Below are 24,065 nucleotides of genomic sequence, written 5' to 3'. Positions count from 1 at the left end.
CGATGTCGGACAAGCACGTGAAACTGGTAGAGGAACTGAAGAAGGTAGACATGGATCCCGTGGCCTACACCTTCGAGGAACATCCCACCGCCCTGGTGGTCAAGTGTCCCGACTGGCGTCCCTTGACTCCGCCGCTGCTGGAGAGCATCGAGAACCTCCCTGGAGTGCACCGAGTGGAGGGAACTGCCTGGGATGAGCGTGGGGTCATCATGATCCACCTGTGCTGACTCGGATGGCAGGTGAGCCTCCGCGTTCGCCGACCAGAGACATACGACGGTGGAAGGTACTGAGGTCCAGATCACCTGGCGAGTCGGGTTTGGTGCCGCTAGCCGGATCCTGGACCGTCTGCGTGAGTTGTCGATTGTCGGACCACCTGCCGGTTCCCAAGGGCGAGAAGTCTGGACGCGACGAGACGAAAGCGACGAGGCCATCGCCAAGGTTCGGGACTACGTCAATACCCACTCAACTCGTTAGCGCAAGGTCAACGAACTCCAGTGGCTTCAGGTGCGTGAAGCGCGCGCCTGGGCTACTGCAACCACGTAAAGTGAGGACTGTTGCCTCAGAAAAAGTTCCATGTCGCTGATCTAGTCTCGATTACCTCCGGGCGCGTGGTGTCACCACGCCACATCCAGGCGTTCTACGACGTTGTTGACTTCGTCTCCGGTCAGAAACACTGGACCCACCAGCTTGGTCGAGCCGCAGAGGAAGTAGTGAAGCCTGAGCTGCTTCGGCAGCTGCCCTGGCTCGCAAACATCGAACCTCCTGCTCTCAAGAGCGAGAAGGACGTCAACGAGTGGGCAGAAAGTGTCGCCAAGCAATACGGAGAGATGCACGCGGTTGTGCAGATGTCGACCGGCGCTTACGTCAACCGCGATCCGGTTGCCGAGCTGATCGAGATGCAGGGGCCGGTGGAGGGACGATGATCGTGGAGACATCGTGAACCCGCTTGACCGGGCACGGGTCGGCGAGCGTCAGCGTTCGCTGAGGAGGGCACGCATACGCCGGGTGCGAGCTAATTGAGGAAGCCGCCTTCGCCGGGCTCCGGCGGAGGCGGCTTTTTTATGTCCCAAACCAGTTGGGGCGCAGGCGTGCACTGCATGCCCAAGGGGGCACGTGGTGTCGCGAGCATGCTTGTCGGTGTGGCGCGGCATCCTCAGACGCGATGAGGTCCGAGGCAATCCAGGGGAGGTGTGGGGATTGGGCCGCTGGGGAAAGGCGGGTGTGCGGCTTACGGAGGCCGAGGCCCGCAGGAACGCGTTCGAAGCCGCCCGGCGTCGACGTGACCGGGAGGTGCGGCGCGAGGAGGCGTATCAGGATTGGGTGGCGGGACGCGTTGTGCCGCATCGCATCACCCTCAGCCTGGATTTCCGCGGTCTGCAGGGACCGGAGGTTGACGCGGCGTGCAAGGCCCGCGAACCCGAGGTCGACCAGTGGGAAGCCGGCATCGTGTATCCCCGGTGGGATCAGCTCGTGGCGCTGGCAGAACTGACCGGCTGCGAACCAGGATGGTTCAGCCAGCCGGTCAGGCCCGAGGATCTGGTTGAGCTGCACGAAACATCGCTGTGGTTCCACTTGAGCGACGCCGAGCGGCAGTTGTACCTCCGCGACGACACCCAGCCGGTGTTGGCATTTCCCGCCGAGGTGGTCGATGCGCGCATGCGCGGTGAACCGTCTCCGTTGGTGCCGCAGCATCACGGTCAGCTCGAGCTGTTCTAAACCCCCACCCCACGACTCGCACGGTTGGAGAGCGGGGTGGGGTGGGGGTGTCAGTGGTCGAATTCGGTGCGGGTGTGCAGGTAGTTCGCCAGCAGCGGCGGGGTGCGGTAGCACTCGGCGCTGGTGTGCACCAGGTGCTCGGTGGCGGCTTCTGCCAGGCACGCGCGTGTGAGCGTGTGGGTGAACCCGGTGTGGTGTGCCGCGTCGGCAAGCGTGAATTCGTGCCCGCGGTAGGTGGCGGCCTGCAGGACCCGCTGGGTGCGGGGCCCGAGGGTGCGGAGGCTGGTGCTGTAGCCGATGGCCAGGCTGGTGTGCGTGTGCCCACCGGCGGCCAGGTGCAGATGCTGGATGCGGTGTTGGCCGGTGAGATCGTCGGCCAGGCTTGCCATGTCCTGGTCGCGGTGGGTGAGGATGTGGCGTGCCGCGGCGTGCACGGCCAACGGTGTGCCGTCGCAGGCCTCGATGATGCGCGCGATCTCGGCGGCGTGCGCTTCGGCACGGCGGCCGACGATGGTGGTCAGCAGGTGGGTGGCCGTGTCCGGGTCCATGGGCGGGATGGTGACCGCCCGCGCGTGTTCGATGCCCAGCGTCAACCCGGGAAGTTCGTTGCGGCTGGTGACCAGTGTGGTCACACCGGGGATGCCGAGCATCGGGGAGATCTGCTCGATGCTGCCGGCATCGTCGATGACCAGCAGCAGCCGGCGATAGTTCAGCCTCTCGCGCAGCTCGTCGGCGAGCGCGTCGACGTCGTAGCCGCGGCGGCTGGGGCGGCTGGAGAGCCGGTCGAGGGCCTGGTGCAGCAGTTCGGCGGCCGTGCGCGGTGGGGTGGTGGCGCGGCCACGTGCGTGTAGCAGCAGGATCCCGTCCGGGTGCGCGTCTTGCTGCTGGTGTGCCCAGCGCAGCGCGAGGGCGGTCTTGCCGGCGCCGGGGCCGCCGGTGAGGATGACGGGTGCGCCGGTGTCGGCGGCGGTGGTGATGTCGTCGAGTGTGCTGGTGGCGCCGACCAGCTGCGGTGGGGCGGGCAGTAGGCGGGGTCGGCGGGTGTTGTGGGCGATGTGGGTGTGGGGTGCGGGTGCGCGCTTGTCGAATACCGTGAGCAGGGCGCCATTTGCGTTGAGTGCGATGTCGCAGTCACGGGCGGCATCTCGGCTGGGGCGCTTCGAGTCACGTTCCCAGTGGCGGATTGCCGAGTCACTCTTTCCGATGAGCTGGGCCAGTTCGACCGTGGTGAGACCGACGTGGCCGTCGGGTCGCTGGTAGGACTCGCGGTACTGCTGCAGCAGGGTACCGAAGGTCGTGATGGTGCGGGCGTCGTCGTGGCGGATCGGTGTGTCGCTGGCGGTGGGGGCGGTGCGTGGAGTGTCGGCCTCGAGGGTGGGCATGGGTATCGTCCTCTGGTGTCGCAGGGAATGGAGTGACTGGTGCCGGGTGGTGGTTGGGTCACCACCCGGCACCAGCGGTGTGTCGCAACGCTGGCGTTGTGCCTGGGAGAGTGCGGTGCGGCACACCGGCCCATCTCGCCCGCGCGGGTAGCGCGGGGCGGCGTCTTAGTTGTGCCGGCGGGCGAGGTGGGTTGCTACACGGCCGGCATACGGGCCGCTGAGGATCTGATGCGGGTCGTGGGTGGCCATCAGGTCGTCGGTGCTGTCGGTGGTGGGGGCGTCGTCGGGCGTGACGGGATCGCTGCCGATCGGGTAGACCGTGCCGCCCAGGGTGTGGAGATGGTCGACCCAGCGGCGTGCACGCCCCATACGCGGAGGTAGCCACTGCTCAGCCGGGGTGTCGTTGCTGGTCTCTAGCAGCACGCCCCACAGCACGACCAGTTCGTTGGGGTCGCCGGTGGGTTCGGGCAGATGCAGGCCGGGCCGCGCGAACGCGGTGCGCTTGTGCGGGAACATCAGTCCCTGGCTCAGTGGGGTGCCGTAGTCGGTCTCGTCGAGCTCGGCGGCAGTGCGATCGCACCACTGCGCGAGCTCGCTTTCGGGCAGGAAATAGCAGGACCAGGCCTTGGGGCGCGCGGCCCACTCGGGCATGATCGTGTCGTAGAGGGCGTCGTGCCGGATGGCGTGCGCGCCCCAGGTTTCGTCGGTGACCTCAGCGGGCTCGCGGTGCAGGTCCTGCAGCAGCACCTGTGGGTCAGGCTCGGGTCCTGTGTAGTAGGAGCTGACGTGCATCCGGTAGGTGGTGTGGTCGACCTGCTCGTCACGCAGCCACTGCACCCACAGCTCGTCGACCTCGCCGCGGTCGGCCAGCATGCGCATGTCGGCCAGCATCACGCGGGTCTGCTCAGGGTCTTGGGTGTAGTGCAGGGTCCAGGTGCGCACACGGCTGGGTGCGTGGGTGAGTGCCAGGCGCACGCGGGTGATGATCCCGCCGCGCCCGCCGCCGGCCAGGGCGGCGTTGAACAGCTCTGCGTTGTCCTCGGCGGTGCAGGTGTGGATCTCTCCGGCGGCGGTGACCACCTCGAGCTCCTCCACGGAGTCGATCAGTGCGCCGGTGCGGTAGGTGCTGGTGATGCCGCCGGCGCTGCACACCCCACCGACGGTCAACCGGGTGTAGCCCGTGGAGCCGGAAATGGTGCGCAGTCCGCGGGCGGAGGCGGCTTCGGTGATCTGGCGCAGGGTCGTTCCGGCGCCCACGGTGATGTGGTCGTCCTGCAGGTCGTAGATCTCGGACAGGGATCGGGTGTCGATGATCAGTCCGCCTTCGCCGGGCGAGGCCTGCCCGCCCATCTGGTGGCGGGTGCCGGCCGCCGAGGCGGGCACGCCGCGCAGGGAGGCCCAGGACAACAGGTGGGCTATGTCGCGGCCCCCGGCGGGGCGAAGTACGGCTCCGGGCAGTGCGTGCACGATGCCGCCGAGGTCGCGTGCGGCCTCGCGGCGTGTTGGCAGATCACGGTAGAGCACCCCGCCATCGGGCCGGGGCGCGCTGTGCCAGTCCAGGGCCAGGTCCGGGTCCAGGTCCTGCTGCATGTGACGTCCTCCCACATCGATGTCGACAGGGACGAGCGTCGCGGTATCTACCGGTAGGCATGCAAGGCGATGGGGGTAGGTATATCGCAGCCGGAGGGTGGTATTCCGGATATCTACCCGGGGGACGGATTGCTCCAAACGAGTGCCTACCCCCGTATCTACCCGGTAGATACGGGGGTAGATAGATGGGTGATCCCGGGGTCAGTCCGCGGGAGGCGCCCAGATCAACGGCAGCTGATCGAGACCGGAGAGCTGACCGAAGGTGCGCCGCGGCGCGGACACAGCCGGATCCACCGCGAACGCCGGGAGGATCTCCAGCGTGGCGCCCAGGATGGACGCGATCGTGGTCTGGGCGATGTGCTGGCCCAGGCACCGGTGTGCGCCCGCGCCCCACCCGCTGTGGTCCCGGGGGCGACGATCCAGCCGGATCTGGTTGGCCTCGGGGTGACGTGCCGGATCCGCACCGGCGGCATACCAGCACACCAGGACCTGCTCACCGGCGGCGAGCTCGAGGTCGCCGAGGCGGGTGGGGCTGGTGACGGTGCGTCCGCTGGTGGCCACCGCACCCCGCAGACGCGCCGCCTCATCCACCAGCGCGGGCAAACGGTCGGGGTGGCTGCGCATCTGCTGCTGCAACTCGTGGTCACACGCCAGCCAGTGCAGCAGCGTGGCCAGACTGTCCCCACTGGTCAGGGTCCCGGCCGCGGAAAACAGCACCGCGAACTCCAGCGCCTGCTGCTCGCTGGCGCCGGCCGCGAGCACGATCGACACGGCATCCTGACCGGGCTGGTCCCGGCGCAACGCGAGCACCTCACGCAGGTACCGGTACAACGCCGCGTGGTCGCACTCGCTGGCATCGTCGGCGAAAAACCGGGTGGCCAGGGTGCGGTAGCGCGGCCGGTCGCGCCGCGGCACCCCCAGCAACGCCCCAGCGATGTAGGCCGGGATCCAATGCGCCAGCTCGCGCACCGCCTCGCACTGCCCACGCCCGACGAGCTCACGGGCCCGCATCCGCGCCAACGTCGCGGCATACACCCGCCAGGACCTGCTCGCCCGCGGCGTGAACAACGGCTGGAGCCGCCGCCGCAGCTCAACCTGATCAACCAGGGGATCCCCACTGGACAGGTGGGGATCCTGCCCGAACAGGGGAGCGCAGTTGGGATCGGACTGGTTACCGATCCCGGCGGCGTTGCTGGCACCGATCCCGCTGCGCGCCGAAAAACGGGTGTGGTCACGGCCGACCTCACGCGCGAGGGCGTCACTGGTGACCAGCACATACTCCCCGTGCTGGCCAGAGTGGGCGCGTACCGCCGGGCAATGCTGCCGCGCTGCGGCCAACAGATCGTCAAGGCCGTCGTCGGTGTGCTCGGTGGTGGCGGTGGCCGGGTCGAACGCGGCCATCCGCTCCCACAGATCGGGCAGGTCCTGTGTGCTCACGGCGTCCCCCAGGGTGCGCGGCGATGATCAACACCACTGTGCCGCGCACCCCGGGGAAACACCGCGCTCATGCGGCTTGGATCACTCCTGCATGCCGAGCGCGGCAGCAACCTGCTCGCGCTGAGTGACACCGAGCGTGGCGAGAATGTCGGTGACATACCGTTTGACCGTTCGAGGCGCCACACCCATCTCCTCGGCAATCTCAGCATTCGACAACCCCGCTGCGACCAACTTGGCGCAGCGCACCAGCTGCGTGCGCTTGGCCAAACCGTCCGGGATCTGCACCACCGGGGTCACGACGGTGTCGTCATCCCGCGGGCCGGACAGGCACAGCGAAATCGCCTCGCCATAGTCCCGCACCGCGGCACCGCGCTCGTAGAGCTGCCGGTAGGTCTCCGCGCCGAGCTGCTCCTCCGCGCGCTGCAGGGCTTCCGCCAGCAACTCCGCCAGGCCGCTGACCGACTGGGTCCGGATCCCCGTCAGGTCGCTGGCCTGCTGGGTGGCCCCGGCCATCTCCGCGGCCCGGCGGTAGTGCCCCACCGCCACGGCGCGCCAAACCTCGAGCAGCAGCCACCACAAGGGTCCCCAGAAGTCGGCGATGGAGCGCTGCAGCGGCAGGGCCTGACGCAGCAGCGTTTCCGCGGTGGTCAGGGCGCCCTCGCGCTCCGGCACCCGCATCAGCAGGAACACGGCGCGGGCCCACTGCATCCAGCTGATGTGGTAGGCGGCGCCGGTGGCTTCGGCCTCGTGCATGAGCCGGGCGGTGACTTGATCGGCCGTGTCCCGCGCCCCGTGCATGGCCTGGCAGATCGCCATCCACATGCGCAGCATCAGCAGGTCGCCACTGTGGACCCCTGCTGAGGCCGGAGCCGCCTGGGCAGCTTCATAGGCGCGCTCCATCATGCCGACGCAGCGAGGATCGCCGCGCACGAACAGCGTGTACACGCCTTCGGCCACCCGAACACACAGGTGCTCCGCCTCCGTGGAGTCACCGACGATCTCGATGGCCTCACGCAGGGCGCATCCCGCGCGATCCGGCTGGCCCATGCACACCGCGTAATACGCCAGGTGCGCGAGCGCGTTCGCGCGCGTGGTGTCGCGCTGTGGATAGGCGCCCAGCAGCCGGTCGAGGTGATAGCACCACTCATGCAGGGAGCCGGAGGTGAAGGCAATGCGCGTGCGAAACACGTTGTCCTCGAGTTCCATCGCCTGCACCAGGCGACCGGCGTCGATGAGGTAGTCCATGGCCGCCCGCGCGTTGGCGAGCTCGGCTGCTGTTTGCCGCAGCCAGTGCACCTCGTGCGGGCCGCCCCAGTCGCGGTTGGCCGTGGCGAAAAACCGCCGGACCCACTGGGCGTGGCGAGCCCGCCACGTGTCCAGCTCGTCGGCGGCCTCGAGCTGCTCCCGGCCATAGCGCTGCACGCTGGAGAGCATCCGGTACCGGCCGGTGCCCCGGTCCAGACTCAGCAGCGACTGATCCACCAGCGATTGCACGGTGTCCACCACGTCCTCGGGGGCCAGATCCGGCCCGGAGCACACCGCCTCGGCCGCCTCCAGCGTCCAGGGCGCGCCCCCGAACACCACCGACCGGGACCACAACGCCTGATCCTCCGGTGAGCACAGTTCCCAGCTGGATTCCAGCAGCGCGGCAAACCCGCGCTGACGGCCCCGACGGCGCCGACGCGACCGGTCACCAGCCGTGGACGCCAGCACCTTGTCCAGCTGCGCTGCGATATCCGGGATGGCGATGCTGCGTGCCCGCGCCGCCAGAATCTCGATGCCTGCAGGCAGCCGATCGACTTGTTCCACGAGCTCACGTACCTGCGGCACATGCAGCTCCGGGTGCGACTCCGGGGCCACGGCCCGTGCACGGGTGCAAAACAGCTCCACGGCATTGTCCTGGGACAACGGTTCGACGGGGACCTTGTGCTCCTCGTCAAGTGTGAGCAGTCGCCGCGAGGTCGCCAGCACGACCAGCTGCGGAGCGGTATCCAGCATGTCGGCACACAGATCGGCCAGGTCCTCGTGCAGGTGCTCGCAGTTGTCCAACACCAGGAGCATCCGGCCCTGACGCGCCAAATGGCTCAGCAGTTTCTCGTAGGCCCCCTCGCCATCGAGTGACTGCGCCGAGATCTGCTCGGCCACATGCTCCGCAAGCAGTTCCGAATTGCGCAGATTTTCCAAATCGACCCATTCGGCCGCTGCTTCGGCAGCGATCTGATGCGACGCGTGGATCGCCAAGGTCGACTTACCAGCCCCACCAGGACCGGCCAAGGTCATCAACCGCGCTCCGCTTTCCCACATCGCCTCGATAGTCGCGAGCTCAAGATCGCGACCCACAAAGGTGGTCGGCGCCGCTGGAAGCTGTGCCACGTTCTATTCCCCCAAAACTATCCCCGACACGCCCCGCATCATTATGGATCCATTCCGGTTTGTCACGTGGTCACGTGGTCACGATCTAGCCGCCCAAGGCGGGGCAACCCAGCATCGGTCCCAACACGCCTGTCTGCAGGAGGAAGAGGACCGTGAGCTGGCTGCAATCCACCTCGAACCGCCCCCGGAGCAACCGGGAACGTGGCCTGGCCACCGACACGCCCGTCGATGACTGGCTCCGGCAACGCCTGTGGATCGAAACCGACTCCAACGGCGAGATCCTCATCGACACCCGCACCACCGTCGGCAGTCGATGGGTGCACACCTACAGCAGCCGTGACCTGCTCGAAGCCCGCTCAAGCGCGGACTTCGACAACATCCACTGCGTGGACTGGACGGGCGCACAACTACGGACGTGGCTGCGCAACCACGCCCCCGACGCCGGAGCGCTCTACCACTCCAACCCAGTCGACGAGGTCATCGTGCTACGCCCCGAAGCGCAATCGGTCCAGCGCGTCAGCCTCGAGGACTAACCGCCCCCCTCAGCGTGGCCCCGCGTCGGTTCCTCCCTCATCACGCACCCGCCGCGGGGCCACCCCTTTGCCCACCAGGACCCAGCACCACCAGCGCTGACTACCCGCAACGAAAGAGGAACGATGAGTAGCAGTCCCCACGCCAACACCGAAATCGGGCCCGTCGTGCCAGGAGTCACCGTGCCCGCCGACGCGATCGTGGCCTACGGCATCGGACGCACCGCCTGTCCCGGGCCCGCCAGCTACAACGTCGGCGACCTCACCCAGGTCCTCACGCACATGCCCCTGAGCCACGACGCTCCCGTGCTCATCACCCTCTCCCAGCTCGACGGCACGCGCGTGACCGCTCTGCTGCGCCAGGTCGCCATGGATAACCCCTCCAGCGAGCATCCCTCCGGCGCGGTCCGCCTCGACGCCACCGTCCTCGGCGAAGCCAACTCCCTGCAGCTGACCACCACCCCACCGGCTGCCGGCACGAGCACGGAGCAGCCACACACGTGATGATCTACGGAACCCGCTACGAACACGCCCCACCCACCCTGCGGGCCACCGGCTACCAGGACTGGACCGACCCAGCGCTTGACCGGGTCGTGCACGAGCACGGCATGTGCGCCCAACAGTCCAGCCCCCGCTGCGGAGCCGACCAGTACTATCCCGAGCCTCACCAGGTCAAAGCCGGACCAGAGCGCGAAACCCAAGCCCGCGCCGCCTGCCGCGGTTGCCCGGTCACCATGGCCTGCCTCGAACGCGGCCTGCGGTACGAAGCCGACGCCCGCACCTGCTGGGGCATCTGGGGAGCGGTCTCGACCAAACGCCGCCGCGTCATCCTGCGCGACGCCGACTGGATCTGGCCGAGGCCCGCCACCATCACCGCCCCCAAGGACGGGGTTGGCACCCAACAGCCGCAACCGGAGGAAACCACACCGTTTCCCGAGGGTACGGACACAGTCACCGCCGCCTGACCCCACTACGCGAGCGTGACTTGCGCGGTCAGTGGTCACACCGCATCCAGCCGCGGAAAGATCATCAGGCTGCGAAGGGATCACATCCCGAACACGCGGAGGACACCGTGACCCTCACCCCAGAGGCCCCCGACACGGACTTCACCGTGCCGCTGCTGCAGCAGCGCAGCTACGACGCCTACGTCGCCGGCCGCGACGTACCCGGCATCGCCTGGTGCCACACGCTGCATGCCCACGCCCTCATCGGCGCCCCCCACGCGGCCCTGACCATGCTCGACGAACTCAACACCGCCCAGGGCCTGGCCGAGCCCCTGCCCACCCACCCCTGGGTCGTGGGCCGCACCGCACTGGTCGACCTCACCACCGTCGACGCCGCTCTCCGTGCCGCAGGCACGGCCGCACCAGACTGGGCCGCCACCAGCCAGGACACCCGGCTGGGCATTCTCGACGGCTTCTGCGAGGCCCTCGACACCCACGCCGCCGAGTTTGAGCAGCTCTCGGCAGCCGAAGGGCACCCCCTGCGGACCGCGCGCTGGGAACTCGAGGGCATGAAGTCGCACCTGCACCCATCCTCACTGGAGTGGCTGCGCGACCAGCTCTGGTACGAGGAACACGTCGAGACCTCACGCGTGGTGCTGCGCCGCCAGCCCGATGGGGTCGTGGCCATCATTCCGCCGGCCAACGCGCCCGCCCCGATCGCGGCCATCGCCGCCATCGCCATCGCCGTCGGCAACACCACGGTGGTGCGCGTGCCGCGCTCCAACCCACTCACCGCGATGTGGCTGCTGCGGGAGGTACTCGCCCCGATCGTGGAAGCCGCCGGCGCCCCGCCCGGCACCCTCAACGTCATCTGTGCCGACCCCGCCGAAAGCTTGGATCGCATGATCCTCGCCGAGGAAACCAGCACCATGGTGTATTTCGGGCAAACCGCACGAGGTAGGTCAGTGCAGCGCCGCTGCGCCGACCACGGCGTCAAACCCGTGCTCGAACTCGCCGGAAACGACACCCTGGTCGTCTGGGACGACGCCGACCTCGACGCCGCCGCCCAGGCCTGCACCGAAGCCGTCGCCGCCTCCGGGCAAATCTGCATGCTGCCCAACCGCATCATTGCCCACCCGACCATCGCCGACGGGCTCCTCGAACGCATCCTCACCCGGGTCGACCAGCTGACCCCGGGATTCCCCGACGACGAGGACACCGTGCTCGCCGCGGTCAAACAACAAGACGGCTACCTGCACGCACTCGAGGAATGCCGCACCACCAGCAGCGTCACGCTGCTGCGAGGCGGCACCAAACGCGACGTGCACGGCAACCCCGACGACACCATGGGCCTGTTCGTCGACCCCGCGGTAGCCCGCATCGACGGACTCGCGACCGCTGAAACCATGCGGGTGGTCACTGACGAAACCTTCTACCCACTCATCCCGGTGATCGTGCCCGAAACCAGCGAACTCGACCGCGTGCTCGACTTCGTCAACAACAACCACTACGGGCTACGGAACTCGCTGTGGACCAACAACACCAGCCTCATCGACGAATGGCTGCGCCGCTGCACCAACGGCGGGCTGTTGCAGATCAACTCCCCCCACACCGCAGCCCCCCCGGCACTGGCCCCCACCAACGGCGGAACCGGCCTGTCCAACGGCGGCAACGCCTACGGTGCCCAAAACTTCGGACTCGAACTCACCCACCTGCAAGGCGTGCACATTCCCGCACCAGGAGCCGACACCCGATTCCGAACCCCACTGGGCTAACCCACCAGTGACCTGACCCCGCCGGAACGAAAACAACCCCGACACAACACACATCGCCCCCGGCGCTAGCCGGGGGCGATGTGTCAACACGGCCTGGGGTCACCATGCCGAACCCGCGCAGGGGGAGCGCGGGAGCTATGAACGCTGAGCAGCCAGCATAGTGCAAAACAGCACGGTCGAGGTGGCCTCACCGCGGCATCTCTGTCAGCACAGCACATGTCTATCTCGGGTGCCGTCCTGCTGACCGCTCAGGCCCCTTGCCCGCTCGGCCGGAGCGCTCGGGCTACGTGTGGCGCGGACCAGCGCTGCGACGCGATAGCTCACACCCGGCGTGGGGCATTCCGCCGCACATCGATCGTGACCTCGGTGGTCATGTGGTCACGATCGTCCATGGCGTACACGAAACAGGCAGCCTCTGCGCGGCAGCAACGTGATTCCTGTGGGGGAGAAGCCACCGTGACCAGCCCGTTTGACGATCTCGATGACATCCCGCGTACCCACCTCACCAAGGCGCTTGAGGCAACCGCCGTCCATGACGAGATCGCAGCGAACATGCCGTCCCTGGCCGCACAGCTGGATCACGCCATCGGTGGGGATGCGGCACCGCCGCACCTTCGGCAGGCGGTGCACTCCGCGCTGGAAACCTTGGGCGGGCAGTCGCAAGACATCGCCTCCACTGCCCGCGCCAGCCTGCACCACATCGCCGACATCGCCCGCGCCGAGCAGGCTTCGGGTGAGGACCCCAGCGGGACCGATGCTGGTGAGACCGCATGAGCCGAACCGACGGGTACATCCCGCTTCTTGCCGGCACCGTGCCGGTGGCCAACACGGTGACCATCGAGCCGCCTGCCGAAACCGCCGAGCTCATCGCGGCCGTCGAGACACTGCGCACCGCTGGCCCTGATTCCGCGTGGGAACCAGTGCATGCCGCGCTACGTGCGACACCGCGGCTGTGGGTGGAAACCACCGCCGCGGCCGAGCCCGACGTCGTGGTGGTGCAACGCGAAGGCATGGCCTGGATCCCGGTCTTCACGACAGTGCTGCGGCTAGTCGACTGGAAGAACCGCTGCGGTCAGGGCGAGACACCTGTGCGCTATGCCGGGATATCTGGAGCCGATCTGTTAGCAACACTGCCGCGAATGCCCAACGGGACAGGGCTGGTGCTGGACCCAGGATCCGAGCACGTCACGGCACTGCCCCTTCCAGACGCAGTAGAGGGGTGCTAGTGATGCCGCATCACGGCTTCTACGTCGATGTCGACCTCCTCGATCACGCCGGGCGTGGTGTGCAGAAAGCCGTTGACGTGCTGGGCGACCTTTACGGCTCGGGATCCCAAGCCCTGGATTCCACTATGGGCTCCAACGGGCGAGGACTGGCGGCCTACACCCGCACCACAGCGCCCACGATCTCTCCCGGCGAACTCGGCGCAGCCCTGATCGCGTTCGGGGAGGCGTGGGAGGCCCCGAACCACACGCTGGTCGAAGACGGGCAGGAATGCGCCACACGGTTACGTGAGGTGGCCGAGGCTTACCGCCGCCTCGACGACCAAATCGCCCAGGACGTGACCAGGCAGGTGAGCCAGTGACGATCTCGAACTCCTCGTCATTCAGCGAGGACATGGACACCATCGGGCGCGGCTTAGGTCTGGTCGAAGACGAAATACCCGGTGACCCCCAGGAAGCGCAGCACCTGGCCGACCTGCTGGTACGTGCTGCCGACGGATGGCGTCAGGCCGCCGCCGACATCGGCTCGGTCGACAGCGGCGGCTGGACCGGGGAAGCAGCCGAGGCAGCCCGCGACATCCTGCGTGACAAACTGCCCGCACGCTACGACCGCGCTGCGCACGCCTATCGAACCGCTGGCACGGCCGTCGAGGCCTTCGCCGCGGTACTGGGCCGGGAAAAACCCCGTGGGATGGAGGCAGTCCGACGCCGCGACGACGCACTCCAGCGCGCACAATCCTGCGACGCGCAGTACGCGCAAGCATGCGCTGCATTCAATGATGGCGGCCCAGACCCGGGCGATCCGCCGGCGAACCCGGCTCGGGCCGAGGCTCAGGCCGCCGCGCAGGAGGTGGCCGAAGCCAAGGCCGCTATCGCCACCGCCGAAGCAGAGGCCGCCAGCGCTGTGCGGGCAGCCGCCAAGGAAGCTCCGGAAGGGCCCGGCTTGTTCGCGCAGCTGGCAGAGTTCGGCCAGGACCTTGCCCAGGCCGGCTGGACGGTTGGCGGTGAACTAGCAACCGGTGTGTGGAACGGGGCCATTGGCACGGTCTCCGGCGTCGTGCAGTTCGCCAAGATGACACAGCCCAGCTGGGCGCTCACCCAGGAGGCGCAGCAATTCAACACCGCGCTCGGAGAACTGGCCGCATCTGCCAGTACGGATCCGACCGGTACTGGGTGGAGCGTGACCAAAGCCGCACTGAACGTGGACGGTTTCGCCAAAAACCCCGTGCAAGCGGCCGGTGAGGCGCTGCCCGCGCTGTTGACCATGGGCGGCGGCGGAATCGGCATTGCAAGTCGCTTCATTGGGCGCACAGGAAAAACGGTCGGCAAAACCACCGAGGACGCCGCCGAGGCCGTCCCGACCCCCCACACGCCCGAACCTCCACAGCGCCCCGCCCCGCAGCTCCACGAGGCAGGACACGAAACGGTCGATGACCTCGACGGTGGACTCAACACCCTCGACGGTGGGCCCAACACCCCCGACAAGGACACATCCGCGTTCCACGTACCGTCGCGCGACGCCCCACACACAAGCCCCAACGGCAACCTCGGCCCCGACATTGGCCGCGACGTGCACTCGCCCACAGCGCGCCCAGAAACCCACGACCACCCCGGACCGCAACAACACCTGCAGGATCCCACCGCACAGCAGGACGTATTCCGCCCCAACGGCGGCCCACCCAAGCCGATGTCGTGGGAGCACGAACCCCACTTCGAGCCCGACAACCGGATGGACGGCAGCCGTCAACCGCTCGATCGGCCAACGATCGAGCACGCAGCAGATAGCGACCCGCCTCCGCGTGACCACGACCAACCGGCCCGGCACAGTGATACCCCCAGCGCGCACCACGGCGAGCACGAGGACGCCGAGCATCGCTCCGCCGAAGCTACCGAGGACGACCGACCCGAGCACGACGCCAACCACGACAACGAACCGCACGAGGACAACGAGTACCCCCGCGACGATGGTGACGAGCACACACACGACGATGGTGACGGATCCACCGGGGAAACACCGGGAACGCCCGAACCAGGAGACCTCCCCGAATACAACACGAGAGAAATGGACAGCAAGTACGAAGGGGAACACCTACCGGGCAATGACATCTTTGGCACGCCAGTGACGTACCTTGACGAAGTCCAACGTGAGGCGTTCCGTCTGCATGTGGACGAGGACGGTCTATTGCGCGACGCTGACGGAGACCTGTTCGACAGCAGCGGTGCAAGCACGGTGCAACACCCCGACGACGGACGCGCGATCTTCGTGATGGACGAAAACGGACGCATCTACGCCTCCACTGACCATGAAGCCGGAAGGTTCCACCACTCCAGCTTCCTGTCTGGCCAACCGGCAGCAGCCGCCGGTGAATTGGTCGTCAAGGACGGCAAAGTCGAGCTGATCACTAACCAAAGCGGGCATTACAAACCCATGGAAGCGGACATCGCACAGTTCATGCGCCACCTCTTTAGACGAGAAGGCGCACCACTCGATGAGGAAACGTTCGGCCTTAACCTCGTCAAAGGCACGTACACCTAACGGAGACAACAATCGTGGCCAGCAACGAAACATGGCGCCCAGTGGTCAACGCACTGGCCCACACCGTGCAGTTCCAAAAAACGCTCGATGAGGACTACGCCGCGCACGTCGCTCAGAGCCTCATCGTGCGCCCCTTGGTCGAGCACACAGCTGAACAGCAGTACGCGGCCTTGGCACGCGCAGCCGAGACCGGCACTGACCTGACCCAGCTGGTCGCCGACGCGCACACCGAAGCTGACTTCCGGACGTTTATGTCCGCGGTGGTCGCGCAGATGGATGCGCTGCGCCCGTGGCCCGAGCCGCCCTTTGAGCGAGTCCCCCTCGAACGCTGGGAAGACTTTCCCTCCCCGGAAGTTATCGGGCGAGTGAAGCGACTCCCGATGAAGGTACAGACCGCGCTTCAGGTGAGCCTCCGCAAACTCCAGGACACCGAGCAGCTTTGCGTGACGCTTCGCCTGAAGTCCGGCGCCCTGGTTGCCCTGGTCGCCCAGTGGTGGCCCGACAGCCACGACAGCGCCGTCATTACTCAGGCTGGCCAGCACGACCCCGACCGCATCCTCCGAGAACTGCGCGACATCACGCGGTTCTCGGAGGATAAGATCATCAAGACATCCAGTTGAGGACCTCGCGCGGCTGCTGCGCACAGTCCCGGCAAGCGTTGTTCATCTCTACCACTGAGCCTCACGCGCCCACCCCAGCGATGTAAGAGGATGTAAGAGCGCCCCCGCGCCATAGCTCGGCGCGGGGGCGCTCTTACATCCTCTTACATCGCTGGGGTGAGTTCCTCCAGCCATCGGGCCGCGGGCTTGCCGGTGAGATGCTCTTCGGCGGCCCGCAGCCGCCGCAGCTGCCCGGCGGTGAGTGTACGCACCCGACGGGCGGTGGAAACGATCTCGAATTCGTAGTACTCGTGCGCAGCCGTGGCGGTGACGCCAGAAATCAGTGCGGTGTCGAGCAGCTCGGCCACCTCCGGCCGTTGGCTGACGCTGCCAGCTAGCTTGTTGGCCTGGCACCACACTCGTTGCAAGCCGCGGCGCACGTCGTGCATCGCGGCAACGGTGTCGCTGACCGTGGCCGGCGCCTCTACCGCCATGAGTCCTCCCCAGATGGATCTCGTGCTAGCGGGCTGATCATCGACGCGCACTCGCGAACGTGGGAGGACGTGACCACATGACTACACCAGTCACGCTCCACCTCCCCTGCGCGACGAGAACGTCGACCCGAATCATGTCGAGTCCGGCGTGATCCATCCGTTGCCGCGTGACCTGGGTGGTCATGTGGTCACGTCCTCTCTGCGCTGGTCGATGCGGGTGATGCTCACCGCGCCTGCCCCCGGTACGTGCGGTTGTCCCGTTGGCGCACGCCGGGAGTAGGCACGAGCAGCAACTGGGGCAGAAAGGCAGCGCTACATGACGACAAGAACAACCAGGTTCGCCGTGGCCGCGGCCGGGGCGGTGATGGCGGTGACCATGACCGGATGCGCCGGCGGTTCCGGGCAGGAGGTGCCGCCCGCACTGCAGGGCAAGCCCGCCGAGAAGGCGGTGGCCGACCCGAAGGCTGTCGCGCAGGAGTACGCGGACATGACGGCCGCGTTTTACAACTCGCGCGGGGAGAAGCTCGGGGGTGTGACCCCGGCGAATGAAGCCGAGGTGCGTGACCGTGTCGGCAGCCTGGCCTGCGACAAGATCGCCGAGGGCATGGTCGGCCAATGGAAGAAATTCGGCGAGATGCGCCGCCAGCACCCCAATCCGAACGACGAGTACTGGGCAGGCTCCGGCAACGTCAAGACCTCGGTGAGCGACCTCAAGGTCAACGGCTCGTCCGGCACGTTCGTGATGACCACGGGCTCGGTCGAAGGGATGAAGGATAAGAAGGGCAACCTGACGCTGGAGCGTCAGCAGGACGGGCGATGGAAGGTCTGCGTCAACGTGCCCCCGCCGCCGAAGTGATCCGCCCGCCATCTGACCTGACGTTCATACAGGAGCGAATCGTGAGGAAAATCCCCAAGCGCAGCCTGGGGCTCGTGGTGGGCGCGGCCGTGCTCGCCGTGTCCGGCTGTGCCGGGCTGCCCGGGAGTCAGCAGACCGCGGCCCCGAAAGAACCGCAGCAGCCACCGCCCCCATACCTGCAGGGCCTGCAGCTCGAAGAGGGCCTCAACGCCAAGAAGGCGTCCACGATGGAGACCCTGCTGCAGGTGGATCCCTGCGCGCTGCACGACCAGACCGCGATCCAGGAACTCACCGGCCAGCCCATCGACCTGGTCAAGCCCGGTCAGACGGTCATCGAGTGCGGCATTGACACGACCGACCCCGCCGACGACCTGAGCTCGAACTATTGGTCGTTCGACCTCGATTACGGCGAGGAGTCCTATGGCGACACTGACCAGCGCGACGCCGCGCCGGTGCAGGCCGGAGGCGTGCAGTTCTACCGGTCCACCGACGGCGGCGGCCACACCTGCATCTACCAGACCCCGATCGGCTCGGGCTTCACCGCGTCACTGCAGGTCTCGCACGCTGCCGCGGAGCAGGATCCCTGCCAGATGGGGGACCGGTATCTGCAGCGCATCGCCGGGAAATTCGCCGATCCGCCGATGCGGGAGCAGCAGCTCAGCACCGACCCGGTCGTGCCGGTGATCGTGCCGTGCCAGGCGATCCGGGCCGCGCTCACCAAGGTCTCGCCGTTGCCGGGCGCGGTGCCGCCCGACGGGAAAAACCAGGTCGGGTCGGTGCGCTGGGACGAGCCGGCGCGCTGCGAGGTCATCGATGAGGTCCCGCGCGGCAGTGGGATCTCGGTGCCCCGCACCCGCGCGTCGATCATCGCCGAGGTCGACGATGACCCGGTCAAGTACGTCAATGAGGGCATTCGGCCTGGTCGTCAGGTCGCTGGGCAGACCGTGATGGTCACCGAGCCGGACCCGGATGCCGCCAACCCCACCTGCGGCATCACCTTCCGCGTGCCGGGAACCCAGCCGGGCAGTCAGGGTGTCGTGCCCCAACTGCGGGTCGAAGCGCCGAACTGTGACGAGGCCGCGGCGGTGGCCGAGTCGGCGATGCAGGCGGCCTCGGCATGAGGGCCCGGCGTCGCAGGAGCATCGGGCTGCTGCTGGCGGCCCTGGCCACGGTGGGCGCGGCCGGCTGCAGTACAGCCCCGACCACGGAGACGATCCCGGTCGGGCAGGCACGCGCCTCCGAATGCGCGCGCCTGGACCTGGCGCTAAACGACTGCAGCGAGTACGTCGGCGGCGTTGCGCCCACCAAGGAGGGGATCCTCGCGGGCGACCGGCAGCGTGCGGGGCAGATGAACTGCGAGCTGCTCGACGTCGCCGAGATCCGTGAGCTGGTCGGCGGGGCCGAGGTCACTCGCACCGTTACCCGCTCGGGCAGCTGCCGCTATACCGTGCACACCCCGCCGGGGCAGCGGCAGCTGGAGGTGCGGGTCGGGTCCTGGCCGGAGGCCATGGACGGCTACCGGATCGTTCCGGGCAATCAGCGGACCGAGGTGGCGGGCCGTCCCGCGTGGCTGTCCGATGGCGGCCCCGACGCCAACGGAAACCGCTCGGTGAGCTGGACGATCTCGACAACCCGCAGCCCCTACGACGGCGGCGTGATGTTCGCCGAGATGGAGTCGTACCTGCCCCGCGGGCAGTTCGGTCCGAGCGAAGGGGCACCGCTGCCGCTGCCGGCCGCGTTCGAGCAGCATCAGCGGTTCGCCGAGCGGGTGATCACGGCATACGAGGAGGTCGGAACATGACCGGGCCGCAACCGCCCACTCCGGGCCCCGGATACCCACCTCCGGCCATGCCGCCCGGTCCACAGCAGGCAGATCCGCGACAGGCGGGCGCGGGCGCGCCACCACCCACGCCCCCTCGGCGTCGCCGGTGGATCGTGTGGACCGCGGTGCCCGTGGTACTGCTCGCGGTAGTGATCACCGTGGCTGTGGCGCTGAAGCCGCCGCCCGAGGTCCGCACCGTGATGGCCGGATCCGGGGTCGAGCAGGGCATCCGTGAGGTCGCTGTGCGGGAGTACGGCATTCCGGACCCGGAGAAGGTGAGCTGCCCCCGCCAGATCCCGGTCCAGGTGGGCCATCAGCTGTTCTGCACGATCAGCAACAAGCTCGGGCTGGAGCGCAAGGTGCCCGTGGTGGTGCAAACCGATCGCGGGGACTACATGGTCGGTAAACCCATCGCCGGATGATCCGATCCGGTCCTGCGGGCGGGTAGCACGCCGGTACGCTGCCCGCCCGCAATGGAGATGCAGCCAAACATGGGGGACCCATGAGCGTGGTTGCGCGCTTGGACATCGTGAATTGGGAGTGCCGCGAGGTTGGTTCGCATGAGCCGCCTCCGCCGGGGAGGCGCGGGCGAGGCGCTGGTTCACCACAGGGCTGGTGTGTGCGGGGCTGGTTGGTGTTCTGGGCGTGGTGATGCTGCTGACCAAGAATTCCGACTATCGCGACATTAAGACGGTTGCGCTCGCGTCGGCCGGCGGCGTGTTCGTAATGTTCGCACTTGCCGCGGTGGCGTTCTACCAGCACCGGCAGGCCCGGCGGGAAACTGGCGTGCCGATCATCGCCGAGCTGGACGACCTGGCGCACGCGATCGCGGCGGAACTGGCCTACGAGAAGGACCTGATTCCGCACCTCAGGGAAGCGACGGGGGAGGACATGAAGGCCTCCCGCGAGATGGCTAACGAGTTGGAAGACGTCCAGCGGAAAACCCCTCGGTTCGTGGCCATCCGGGCCGAGCTTGCGATGCGGGCCGACCGCGCGGGCCGCTACCGCCGCCGAGACCGCCACGTCCGTCAGCTCCACCGGCAGTGCTACCCAATCCTGCTGCGCCAACAAGCCGTCATTGACCGGCTGAAGGAAGAACAGGAGGAACACCCAGTGGCCGAGGAGTAGCGCACAGAGTCGGTATCGATGTGATGGAAGAGGCGGGCACCCGGATGTTCACTTGTCCTGGGTTTGCCGGGTGCCCACCTCCTCCATCACATCGGGTCAGGCACTCGCAGCTCGTGACTGCTCCGAAACGCCTCGCAACGTGAAGGGCCCGCACCGGCTTCCTCCGGTGCAGGCCCTTCACGTCATCTCGGTCGGGTTTACGGGGTCAGTTGCTGTGCACTGGGATTCGGGTGCTGAGGCGAGTCGGCGTGCTCGCCGCGGCAAACTGCTTTGACTTCCTTGTCCATCAGCAGTCCGAGGGTCAAAGCCAGCACGAGGTTGAGAACCAGCGAGGGCCAGGCGGCCATCTCGATGGCCTTCGCAAGGCTCGACACGCACAGCCAGGCTAGGCCAATCAGGAAGAGTCGACCGACATTGCGGATCTTCGGGCTGCGGGCATGCTGCATCGCGATGGCAGCAGGGATCGCGACGGCGGTCTGTGCTGCGGAGATGCCCACAACCACCCAAAACAGCCACCCAGACATCACGGGCACGGCCATGATCACAGTGGCGACCGTCGATATGGTCGACACGGCGATCCAGGTCCAGGCCGCCACTCGGATCTTGGTTTGCGGAGTCAACGAACCCCCTCCATTTCCTGCGTGATTGGGGGTAATCCTCTCCGTGCCGGTCGACCTCAAGGGACGTGTGACCGCATGACAAAACCGGTCACACGCCAACGGTTGACCGCCGAGGCAACCGCAGCACCTACCCCGTTGTCGTATCGATTGGTCTGTATCAGAAGGCTCGCACTTGTAGACTTCCTGCAGCGCGCTTGCAGTTGGGAGGGCGGTTCGTCATCGGGACATGAACAACCGGCTTGCGTGTCCCGGTCCTCATAGCTGCAGCAAGCAGTAAACAGGTGTGCCCCAGCCGAAACGGCTGGGGCACACCTGTCTGCACGGGAAATCGGAGCCCTCGTCGATGTCGTTGGGGCGACGTGTGCGGGTCTCTCGGGTAGCGTCACCACATCAGGACCGTGGTCACGCGCCGCCCTGCAAGCGAGGACCGTGCTGTTGGGCCGAACTCGCCATGCGGTCGTGAACGATCGCTGCAGTGAGGGTGAGAATCACGATCGGCCACGCCTGCATGTGCAGCGTATGGAACAGGATGCCGACGCTCAGGAAGGCCAGCACGCCCAAGGTGATCCTGGCCCAGTTGTGACCACGTAGGGCAGCAAAGGCTGCAGGGAAAGCGATGGCGGCCTCTACCGCGGTGACGGTCAGAACGAGCGAGGCACTCGGCCCCGACATCATCAGCAGCGCCCCGATCGCTGTGCCGATCAGCGAGATGGCAGCTGTGGCGATCCAGGCGCGTGCAACGGTCTTGCTGTGCGGAGTCAACGTTTCCTCTCCTTTATTGCTGCTGGTGGTTGTGGTCGAGCATCACCTCCTGCGCCGGTCCTGAGAGGCGCGTGACCACATGACCGCGCGGTCACGCGATATCCGCGGTGGGGACGCACTCATTTCTCCGCTCGAACCAGCTAGCGGCGTCATTAGTGCCCGATGCTGATTGCCGCACCGTTGAAGTCGACCGTGCTGCCTGTGAGTGCTGCGGCGTGCACGGTCACGTCGGTGAGCGCGAGCGAGGGCAGCTGCAGCAGCCGCTCGTCGACCTCGGCCTGGAGCGGGGGAGCGGCCAGCAGCACTGGCACGATCGGTTGCCCGGCGACATCGAGCGTGCCGGAGAGCTGCCGCACCAGGATCGCCATCCGCCCGCCAGCGTGCGCGGGGCGGACCTGTCCGCGGGCGGCCGAGATCCGCAGGCCGGCTCCGGTACTGCCGAGGCGGGCGCGTTGGACGGGTTGGTGCAGGTCGATCCCGGTCGTGGAGATCCGCAGCACGTGCACCTCGCGCCCGGCGATGCGGGTGGTGGTGATGCCGTGCAGGCGCGGCTCCTGCAGCGTCATCCGCGTGGCCTGCAGAGACCATTGCCGCCCGGGACCGGGGGAGGGATCCGCGGAGAGATCGACCACCGCGCGCGGTGGCGTGTTATCGGACTTGGGCGGTGAGCCCATCGACGGAAGCGGCGGGCTCACAGGCGGAGGCTTCGGCGTGAGCGGGGCGAGCAGGTCACCGAGCAGCCCCGCGTCCTGGTCCTCGGCGCCGGCCGAGGGCGCGATGCATACCGTCATGCTCACTGCCAAAGCCATGCCGGCGGCGAGCAACCACGAACCCCGCCGGGTCATCGGTGCCCTCCGACCATGGCGATGGGCTCGGTACGAGGCTCAGCCTGCGCAGGGCCGGCATCCGGCTGCTCGGGCGCCGGGTCAGCCACAGGAGCAGGCGCCCAGGCCACGGCCAGAGCGAACCCGACCATGCCCAGGCTCGTGCCGATCAGCAGCGCGCCGAGGTTGGCCGCCGGCACCGCGGCCAGTGCCAGCACCAAGGTCAGCCACGGTGCAGGCCACGAGCCGGGGCGGGTCCACATCGCCAGACCGCAGGCGATCAGCGCGAGCCCGAGCACGAGGGAGGCACTGCCGCCCAGCGTCTGCAGCGCGATGCTGACCTGCCCGATCTGCAGGGCCGCATACGGTGGGGCGAGGAGGACCAGCCCGGCCGCGATCGTGCACACCCCGGCAGCAAACGGGCGCGCCCTCCGCCACGCCTGGACCCTCGCCCACCAGCCCGTGACCGTCGACCCCATCAGAAGCACTCCTTGCGGCCAGCCAAGGCCTCGATGCGGACCTCGTTGAGCCGCAGCGTGGAAGCGGTGGTCGTCCAGGCCACCTGCCGCAAGTTGTCAAACTCGACCCGGTCTGCCTGCACCCCGAACGTGCCAGGCTCGCCGATGGAAGGGCCCTTAGTGAGCTCACCGGCATCCACACCGAGATCGGCGTTGGTCATGGTCAGATCGCCCGCGGCCCAGTCGAGCCCGAGCACCAAGTTCTCCGCACTCATCCCGCCAGGGGCGGTGATCTTGATGGTCGCCTCGCCCATCGGCAGCGGCACGAGGATGCTCTGGCAGAAATCATCCATCGTGGCCTGCTTGAATCCGTTGACCACGACCGGGCGCGGCGTGCCTGCGGCGTCATCCTGAGCGCCGTACTGCACCACGCCATCGGCGACCATCCGCGACGCGGTGGCCTTGTAGGCAGTCCCGCTCACTGAAAATGAGGCGGCGACGGTGCCGGAGGCCACCCCGCCGAGCATCACGCCCAGGCCCGCCACGCCCCCGCCGAGCGCGAGCGCGAAGCGGACCCATCGGATTCGGCCCGCGGTGCTCATGCGCCGCTCCGCTGCAGGCACGGCTGCGGAGTGTTGGCCGTCCCGTCCCCCCAAGCGATCTTCCAATAGCCCAACGACTCCCGGGTTTCCCCGCACAGCGGCAGGTCATAGGAGTCGCCGGTCATCCCGTCGATGACGTAGTACGTCGCCCCGGCTTCGGTATAGCCGACAACGTCGGTCTCGTTGGACGCCTCGTCAGGATAGTTCGGGTTCGGCGCGTAGATCGGAATACCGGACTCTAGTGCTGTATAGGGCTGGCCCCGCTCAGCCGCCGGCGCTGGGGCCGGAGCGGGGTCAGCCGGCTCCGGGGCGGGTTCTGCAGGGGAGAGCAGAGCACCGAGCACGCCCACCAGCGCGCCGAGATCAGACAGCATCATCAATGACTCCCGGGGGA

28 protein-coding genes are annotated in these 24,065 nt (G+C 67.6%); 17 read left to right on the top strand and 11 right to left on the bottom strand.

The window, feature by feature from the left end:
• Positions 1-2: 2 nt before the first annotated feature.
• The 3 genes from ACFQRI_RS24480 (at position 3) to ACFQRI_RS24470 (ending at position 1,716) form a co-directional block, all read left to right on the top strand.
• Positions 3-227, top strand: a complete 225-nt coding sequence (locus ACFQRI_RS24480; RefSeq protein ID WP_380672492.1) for a hypothetical protein — start codon at positions 3-5, stop codon at positions 225-227.
• A gap of 327 nt (positions 228-554) precedes the next feature.
• Positions 555-923, top strand: a complete 369-nt coding sequence (locus tag ACFQRI_RS24475; protein WP_380672490.1) for a DUF7736 domain-containing protein — start codon at positions 555-557, stop codon at positions 921-923.
• A 274-nt stretch (positions 924-1,197) separates the two neighbouring features.
• On the top strand, positions 1,198-1,716 hold the full coding sequence (locus ACFQRI_RS24470) for a hypothetical protein (RefSeq protein ID WP_380672488.1): 519 nt from the start codon (positions 1,198-1,200) through the stop codon (positions 1,714-1,716).
• 50 nt (positions 1,717-1,766) lie between these two features.
• On the opposite strand, the gene ACFQRI_RS24465 is transcribed toward ACFQRI_RS24470, so the two are convergent.
• From ACFQRI_RS24465 to ACFQRI_RS24450, 4 genes are all read right to left on the bottom strand, one after another.
• Positions 1,767-3,098 (bottom strand): AAA family ATPase, encoded by a 1,332-nt coding sequence (locus ACFQRI_RS24465; RefSeq protein WP_380672486.1) that lies wholly within the window; start codon positions 3,096-3,098, stop codon positions 1,767-1,769.
• Between the two features lie 165 nt (positions 3,099-3,263).
• Complete coding sequence (locus ACFQRI_RS24460; RefSeq protein WP_380672484.1) at positions 3,264-4,688, bottom strand: FAD-binding protein; 1,425 nt, start codon at positions 4,686-4,688, stop codon at positions 3,264-3,266.
• Between the two features lie 201 nt (positions 4,689-4,889).
• Entirely contained in the window at positions 4,890-6,125 is a 1,236-nt protein-coding gene (locus ACFQRI_RS24455; RefSeq protein WP_380672482.1) for a cytochrome P450, read from the bottom strand.
• A gap of 81 nt (positions 6,126-6,206) precedes the next feature.
• Positions 6,207-8,498, bottom strand: a complete 2,292-nt coding sequence (locus tag ACFQRI_RS24450; RefSeq protein WP_380672480.1) for a helix-turn-helix transcriptional regulator — start codon at positions 8,496-8,498, stop codon at positions 6,207-6,209.
• Between the two features lie 152 nt (positions 8,499-8,650).
• On the opposite strand from ACFQRI_RS24450, the gene ACFQRI_RS24445 reads away from it, so the two are divergent.
• The 9 genes from ACFQRI_RS24445 to ACFQRI_RS24405 all read left to right on the top strand — a co-directional run bounded on the left by ACFQRI_RS24445 (position 8,651) and on the right by ACFQRI_RS24405 (position 16,126).
• Positions 8,651-9,031, top strand: a complete 381-nt coding sequence (locus ACFQRI_RS24445; protein WP_380672478.1) for a hypothetical protein — start codon at positions 8,651-8,653, stop codon at positions 9,029-9,031.
• A 123-nt stretch (positions 9,032-9,154) separates the two neighbouring features.
• On the top strand, positions 9,155-9,532 hold the full coding sequence (locus ACFQRI_RS24440; protein WP_380672476.1) for a hypothetical protein: 378 nt from the start codon (positions 9,155-9,157) through the stop codon (positions 9,530-9,532).
• The gene (locus ACFQRI_RS24435; RefSeq protein ID WP_380672587.1) at positions 9,532-9,993 is read left to right on the top strand and encodes a WhiB family transcriptional regulator; all 462 of its coding nucleotides are present in this window, start codon (positions 9,532-9,534) and stop codon (positions 9,991-9,993) included. Before ACFQRI_RS24440 ends, ACFQRI_RS24435 begins: the two co-directional genes overlap by 1 nt.
• A 107-nt stretch (positions 9,994-10,100) precedes the next feature.
• A complete protein-coding gene (locus ACFQRI_RS24430) occupies positions 10,101-11,747 on the top strand; it encodes an aldehyde dehydrogenase family protein (RefSeq protein ID WP_380672474.1) in 1,647 nt (548 codons plus the stop codon).
• A gap of 456 nt (positions 11,748-12,203) precedes the next feature.
• Positions 12,204-12,521, top strand: a complete 318-nt coding sequence (locus tag ACFQRI_RS24425) for a hypothetical protein (RefSeq protein ID WP_380672472.1) — start codon at positions 12,204-12,206, stop codon at positions 12,519-12,521.
• On the top strand, positions 12,518-12,973 hold the full coding sequence (locus ACFQRI_RS24420) for an SseB family protein (RefSeq protein WP_380672470.1): 456 nt from the start codon (positions 12,518-12,520) through the stop codon (positions 12,971-12,973). The genes ACFQRI_RS24425 and ACFQRI_RS24420 overlap by 4 nt, the downstream gene beginning before the upstream one ends.
• 2 nt (positions 12,974-12,975) lie before the next feature.
• A complete protein-coding gene (locus ACFQRI_RS24415; protein WP_380672468.1) occupies positions 12,976-13,332 on the top strand; it encodes a penta-EF hand family protein in 357 nt (118 codons plus the stop codon).
• Positions 13,329-15,506: a putative T7SS-secreted protein gene (locus ACFQRI_RS24410; protein ID WP_380672466.1), complete on the top strand. Its 2,178-nt coding sequence runs from the start codon at positions 13,329-13,331 to the stop codon at positions 15,504-15,506. Before ACFQRI_RS24415 ends, ACFQRI_RS24410 begins: the two co-directional genes overlap by 4 nt.
• A 14-nt stretch (positions 15,507-15,520) precedes the next feature.
• Positions 15,521-16,126 (top strand): hypothetical protein, encoded by a 606-nt coding sequence (locus tag ACFQRI_RS24405; RefSeq protein WP_380672464.1) that lies wholly within the window; start codon positions 15,521-15,523, stop codon positions 16,124-16,126.
• Positions 16,127-16,269: 143 nt separating this feature from the next.
• Here the strand turns inward: ACFQRI_RS24405 and ACFQRI_RS24400 are convergent, their stop codons facing one another.
• A complete protein-coding gene (locus tag ACFQRI_RS24400) occupies positions 16,270-16,599 on the bottom strand; it encodes a hypothetical protein (protein WP_380672462.1) in 330 nt (109 codons plus the stop codon).
• A 343-nt stretch (positions 16,600-16,942) separates the two neighbouring features.
• On the opposite strand from ACFQRI_RS24400, the gene ACFQRI_RS24395 reads away from it, so the two are divergent.
• The 5 genes from ACFQRI_RS24395 (at position 16,943) to ACFQRI_RS24375 (ending at position 20,405) form a co-directional block, all read left to right on the top strand.
• Complete coding sequence (locus tag ACFQRI_RS24395) at positions 16,943-17,455, top strand: hypothetical protein (protein ID WP_380672460.1); 513 nt, start codon at positions 16,943-16,945, stop codon at positions 17,453-17,455.
• Positions 17,416-18,576, top strand: a complete 1,161-nt coding sequence (locus tag ACFQRI_RS24390) for a hypothetical protein (RefSeq protein ID WP_380672458.1) — start codon at positions 17,416-17,418, stop codon at positions 18,574-18,576. The genes ACFQRI_RS24395 and ACFQRI_RS24390 overlap by 40 nt, the downstream gene beginning before the upstream one ends.
• Complete coding sequence (locus tag ACFQRI_RS24385) at positions 18,573-19,256, top strand: hypothetical protein (RefSeq protein WP_380672456.1); 684 nt, start codon at positions 18,573-18,575, stop codon at positions 19,254-19,256. The genes ACFQRI_RS24390 and ACFQRI_RS24385 overlap by 4 nt, the downstream gene beginning before the upstream one ends.
• A 146-nt stretch (positions 19,257-19,402) precedes the next feature.
• Positions 19,403-19,699 (top strand): DUF4333 domain-containing protein, encoded by a 297-nt coding sequence (locus tag ACFQRI_RS24380; protein ID WP_380672454.1) that lies wholly within the window; start codon positions 19,403-19,405, stop codon positions 19,697-19,699.
• 223 nt (positions 19,700-19,922) lie between these two features.
• A complete protein-coding gene (locus ACFQRI_RS24375) occupies positions 19,923-20,405 on the top strand; it encodes a hypothetical protein (protein ID WP_380672452.1) in 483 nt (160 codons plus the stop codon).
• Positions 20,406-20,602: 197 nt separating this feature from the next.
• On the opposite strand, the gene ACFQRI_RS24370 is transcribed toward ACFQRI_RS24375, so the two are convergent.
• The 6 genes from ACFQRI_RS24370 to ACFQRI_RS24345 form a co-directional block, all read right to left on the bottom strand.
• On the bottom strand, positions 20,603-21,025 hold the full coding sequence (locus tag ACFQRI_RS24370) for a hypothetical protein (protein WP_380672450.1): 423 nt from the start codon (positions 21,023-21,025) through the stop codon (positions 20,603-20,605).
• Positions 21,026-21,427: 402 nt separating this feature from the next.
• The gene (locus tag ACFQRI_RS24365) at positions 21,428-21,787 is read right to left on the bottom strand and encodes a hypothetical protein (RefSeq protein ID WP_380672448.1); all 360 of its coding nucleotides are present in this window, start codon (positions 21,785-21,787) and stop codon (positions 21,428-21,430) included.
• A 152-nt stretch (positions 21,788-21,939) separates the two neighbouring features.
• A complete protein-coding gene (locus tag ACFQRI_RS24360) occupies positions 21,940-22,611 on the bottom strand; it encodes a hypothetical protein (protein ID WP_380672446.1) in 672 nt (223 codons plus the stop codon).
• A 17-nt stretch (positions 22,612-22,628) separates the two neighbouring features.
• Positions 22,629-23,090, bottom strand: coding sequence for a DUF6114 domain-containing protein (locus tag ACFQRI_RS24355; protein ID WP_380672444.1), 462 nt, complete (start codon positions 23,088-23,090; stop codon positions 22,629-22,631).
• Positions 23,090-23,671, bottom strand: coding sequence for a DUF6230 family protein (locus ACFQRI_RS24350; RefSeq protein ID WP_380672442.1), 582 nt, complete (start codon positions 23,669-23,671; stop codon positions 23,090-23,092). Before ACFQRI_RS24350 ends, ACFQRI_RS24355 begins: the two co-directional genes overlap by 1 nt.
• A complete protein-coding gene (locus ACFQRI_RS24345; RefSeq protein ID WP_380672440.1) occupies positions 23,668-24,048 on the bottom strand; it encodes a hypothetical protein in 381 nt (126 codons plus the stop codon). Before ACFQRI_RS24345 ends, ACFQRI_RS24350 begins: the two co-directional genes overlap by 4 nt.
• Positions 24,049-24,065: the final 17 nt, after the last annotated feature.

The organism is Saccharopolyspora griseoalba, from assembly GCF_042665275.1.
Lineage (GTDB): Bacteria > Actinomycetota > Actinomycetes > Mycobacteriales > Pseudonocardiaceae > Saccharopolyspora > Saccharopolyspora griseoalba.
The sequence above is the reverse complement of the archived record's forward strand: the minus strand, read 5'-3'. Positions and strand labels throughout refer to the sequence as shown.

Bases quoted from the DNA above. Each gene is read 5' to 3' on its own strand.
- ACFQRI_RS24480 (WP_380672492.1), top strand. From the start codon at position 3: ATGTCGGACAAGCACGTGAAACTGGTAGAGGAACTGAAGAAGGTAGAC.
- ACFQRI_RS24465 (WP_380672486.1), bottom strand. From the start codon at position 3,098: ATGCCCACCCTCGAGGCCGACACTCCACGCACCGCCCCCACCGCCAGC.
- ACFQRI_RS24460 (WP_380672484.1), bottom strand. From the start codon at position 4,688: ATGCAGCAGGACCTGGACCCGGACCTGGCCCTGGACTGGCACAGCGCG.
- ACFQRI_RS24440 (WP_380672476.1), top strand. From the start codon at position 9,155: ATGAGTAGCAGTCCCCACGCCAACACCGAAATCGGGCCCGTCGTGCCA.
- ACFQRI_RS24435 (WP_380672587.1), top strand. From the start codon at position 9,532: ATGATCTACGGAACCCGCTACGAACACGCCCCACCCACCCTGCGGGCC.
- ACFQRI_RS24420 (WP_380672470.1), top strand. From the start codon at position 12,518: ATGAGCCGAACCGACGGGTACATCCCGCTTCTTGCCGGCACCGTGCCG.
- ACFQRI_RS24415 (WP_380672468.1), top strand. From the start codon at position 12,976: ATGCCGCATCACGGCTTCTACGTCGATGTCGACCTCCTCGATCACGCC.
- ACFQRI_RS24400 (WP_380672462.1), bottom strand. From the start codon at position 16,599: ATGGCGGTAGAGGCGCCGGCCACGGTCAGCGACACCGTTGCCGCGATG.
- ACFQRI_RS24390 (WP_380672458.1), top strand. From the start codon at position 17,416: ATGGAAGGTCTGCGTCAACGTGCCCCCGCCGCCGAAGTGATCCGCCCG.
- ACFQRI_RS24385 (WP_380672456.1), top strand. From the start codon at position 18,573: ATGAGGGCCCGGCGTCGCAGGAGCATCGGGCTGCTGCTGGCGGCCCTG.
- ACFQRI_RS24355 (WP_380672444.1), bottom strand. From the start codon at position 23,090: ATGGGGTCGACGGTCACGGGCTGGTGGGCGAGGGTCCAGGCGTGGCGG.
- ACFQRI_RS24350 (WP_380672442.1), bottom strand. From the start codon at position 23,671: ATGAGCACCGCGGGCCGAATCCGATGGGTCCGCTTCGCGCTCGCGCTC.
- ACFQRI_RS24345 (WP_380672440.1), bottom strand. From the start codon at position 24,048: ATGATGCTGTCTGATCTCGGCGCGCTGGTGGGCGTGCTCGGTGCTCTG.